Origin of the sequence: Streptomyces sp. CA2R106, from assembly GCF_037034245.1 — a bacterium.
Classification (GTDB): domain Bacteria; phylum Actinomycetota; class Actinomycetes; order Streptomycetales; family Streptomycetaceae; genus Actinacidiphila.
This window is the reverse complement of sequence record NZ_JBAGKC010000089.1, coordinates 1-3,409: the sequence shown is the minus strand read 5'-3', so window position 1 is coordinate 3,409 and position 3,409 is coordinate 1. Positions and strand designations below refer to the sequence as shown.

General features: G+C 68.3%; 1 protein-coding gene. It reads right to left on the bottom strand.

The features are described 5' to 3' along the window. Nucleotides 1-3,409, bottom strand: a 3,409-nt coding sequence (locus tag WA788_RS35095) for a type I polyketide synthase (protein WP_335984445.1), incomplete at both ends; no start/stop codon positions are given.

Sequence of the window (3,409 nt, the reverse complement as noted above, 5' to 3'; positions counted from 1 at the left end):
ACACCCTCGGCCAACTCCAACTCGGAGGTGGACACCAACCCGTCGTCAGCAGGGACGTCCAGGGCAGGGACATCCTCTGCAGGCTGCTCAAGGATGACGTGGACGTTGGTTCCGCTGATCCCGAACGCCGACACACCCGCCCGCCGAGGACCAGAATCCGCCGGCCACTCGCGCGGCGCTGTCAGCAGATCCACCGCTCCGGCCGACCAGTCGACGTGGGAGGACGGAGCGTCCACGTGCAGGGTCTGCGGCAGCATCCCGTGCCGCATCGCCTGCACCATCTTGATCACACCCGCCACCCCCGCAGCCGCCTGCGTGTGACCGATATTCGACTTCACCGACCCCAACAACAACGGCCGCGCCGGATCACGATCCTGCCCATACGTCGCCAGCAGCGCCTGCGCCTCGATCGGATCACCCAACGCCGTGCCGGTGCCGTGCGCCTCCACCACGTCAACGTCACCGGCCTTCAACCCCGCACTCGCCAACGCGGCCCGGATCACCCGCTGCTGGGAGGGACCGTTCGGCGCCGACAGACCATTACTCGCCCCATCCTGATTGACCGCACTACCCGCCACCACCGCCAACACCCGATGCCCACGCTCACGCGCAACCGACAACCGCTCCAGGACCAGCACACCGACGCCCTCACCCCACCCCGTGCCATCAGCCGCCTCCGCAAACGGCTTACACCGCCCATCAGCAGCCAACCCCCGCTGCCGCGCAAACTCCGTGAACGTCCCAGGCGAAGCCATCACCGTGACCCCGCCGGCCAACGCGATCCCACACTCCCCCGACCGCAACGCCTGCGCAGCCAGATGAATCGCCGTCAACGACGACGAACACGCCGTATCAATCGAAACCGCAGGGCCCTGCAACCCCAACGCATACGCCACCCGACCCGACGCCACACTCGCATGGGTCCCGGTGATCCCGTAGCCGCTCGCGTCGTCACGCTCACCGACCCGGTACTCCGACGTGATAATGCCGGCGTAGACCCCGGTGTCGGTCCCCTTCAGCGAACCAGGGGCAATGCCCGCGTCCTCCAATGCTTCCCAAGAGGTCTCCAACAACAGCCGCTGCTGCGGGTCGGTCCCCAACGCCTCACGCGGACTGATCCCGAAAAACTCCGCATCGAAGTCACCCGCACCATCAAGGAACCCACCCACCCGGGCATAACCCTCACCCCCGTCAGCGGAATCCGGGTCCGGCAAGCCAGCCACGTCCCAGCCACGGTTCACCGGGAACCCCGACATCGCATCAGAGCCCCCCGCAACTAACCGCCAGAAACCCTCCGGATCCTCCACCCCACCCGGGAACCGACAACCCATCCCCACAATCGCCACCGGCTCATCCACCCCGACACGGACGGTTGCCGCGGCAGATACGGCAACCATGCCCTCGGTCCCACATGCCTCTGCGACCAGATACCGAGCAAGTTCCAGCGGGACGGGGTAGTCGAAGACCAGGGTCGCGGGAAGGGTGAGCCCGGTTTCGCTCGCGAGTCGGTTGCGGAGTTCCAGCGCGGTCAGGGAGTCGATGCCCATCTCGCGGAAGGCCTGCTGGGAGTCGATGTCCCCAGCGTTGGCATGGCCCAGGATGACGGCGGTGCCGGCCCGGACGATCTGCAGGACTTCCTGCTCGCGATCGGCAGGGCTGAGCGCAGCCAACCGGGCCGCCAGGCCACCCACGACCGCAGCCTCAGCCGCGGACCGACGAACCGAGACACCACCCGCAACCAGACCTCGCAACAGGGCAGGCACCGGCCGACCAGCTCGCGACCATGCGGCCAGGTCCAGCTGGGCCGGGACCACCAACGGCACACCCAACACGGAAGCAGCCTCGAACAGCGCGAGACCCTGCTCCGTCGGCATCGGCTGAACACCGCCGCGACGCAGACGGGACAGGTCAGCGCCATCCAGATGCCCGGTCATCTCCGAGGTCTGTTCCCACAGGCCCCAGGCCAGCGACTGACCGGCAAGCTGCCGTTTCCGGCGGTGGGCGGCCAGCGCGTCCAAGAACGCGTTGGCGGCGGCGTAACTGCCCTGCCCCGGGCTACCCAGGGCGGCCATGGCCGAGGAGTACAGCACGAACCCGGCCAAGCCCATGTCCTCGGTCAACTCGTGCAGGTTCCAGGCCGCGTCAACCTTCGCCGACAGCACCGGCAGCATCCGCAGCGGCGTCAGTGACTCGACCGTCGCGTCATCGATCACACCGGCGGCATGCACCACCGCCGTCAACGGCCGCTCCACCGCGATCTTGGCCAAGACCGAGGCGAGGGCATCCCGGTCGGCGGCATCGCCGGCCACCACCCGGACCTCCGCGCCCAGCTCAGCCAACTCCGCGACCAGACGCGCCGCGCCCGGCGCCGCCGGACCCCGCCGCGACAACAACACCACATGCCGCATGCCACGAACGGTGACCAGGTGCCGGGCCAGTTCCCCACCCAGGGTCCCCGTGCCGCCGGTGACCAGGACGGTGCCCTGCGGGTCCCACTCGGCGGGGACGTTCAGCACGACCTTGCCCACATGCCGGGCAGCCTGCAGATGACGCAATCCCGCCACCGCCTGCGACAACTCGAAACACGTCACCGGCGGCGGCTTCAATATCCCGGCCTCGAACATCACCCCGAGCTCAGCGAGCATCTCCCCGACCCGCGGCACACCGGCATCCATCAGATCGAAGGCCCGATAGACCACCCCGGGGTATGCCTGGGCGACCTGCTCGGCATCACGGATATCGGTCTTGCCCATCTCGACGAACCGCCCACCACGCGGCAACAGCCGCAACGACGCGTCCGTGAACTCCCCCGCCAGAGCATTGACGACCACATCCATGCCCGCACCACCGGTCACGGCCAAGAACCGCTCACAGAAGACCAGATCACGCGTCGAGGCAATGTGGCTCTCATCGATGCCCATCGCCCGCAACGCGGCCTGCTTCGCCGGACTCGCGGTCGCGAAGACCTCCAAACCCCATTCCTGGGCCAACTGCACCGCAGCCGTGCCCACACCGCCGGTCCCGGCATGGATCAACACCCGCTCACCGGGACGGGCCTGAGCCAGATCCCGCAACGCATAAAACGCGGTCAAGAACCCCACCGGCACCGATGCGGCCTGCTGGAACGACCACCCCCGCGGCACCGCAGCCACCAACCGGCTATCCACCACCCCCACCGGCCCCCACCCCGGCACCAGACCCATCACCGACTGACCCACCACCAGACCGTCCACCCCCGGCCCGGTCTCCAGCACCACCCCGGCAGCCTCCAAGCCCATAACCCGGCCATCCGAGACCATTCCCAGCCCGGCAACCACATCACGGAAGTTCACACCCGCCGCCCGCAAACCCACCCGCACCTGACCCGGCAACAACACCGCCCCCGCCTCAGGAGCATCGACCAACGCCA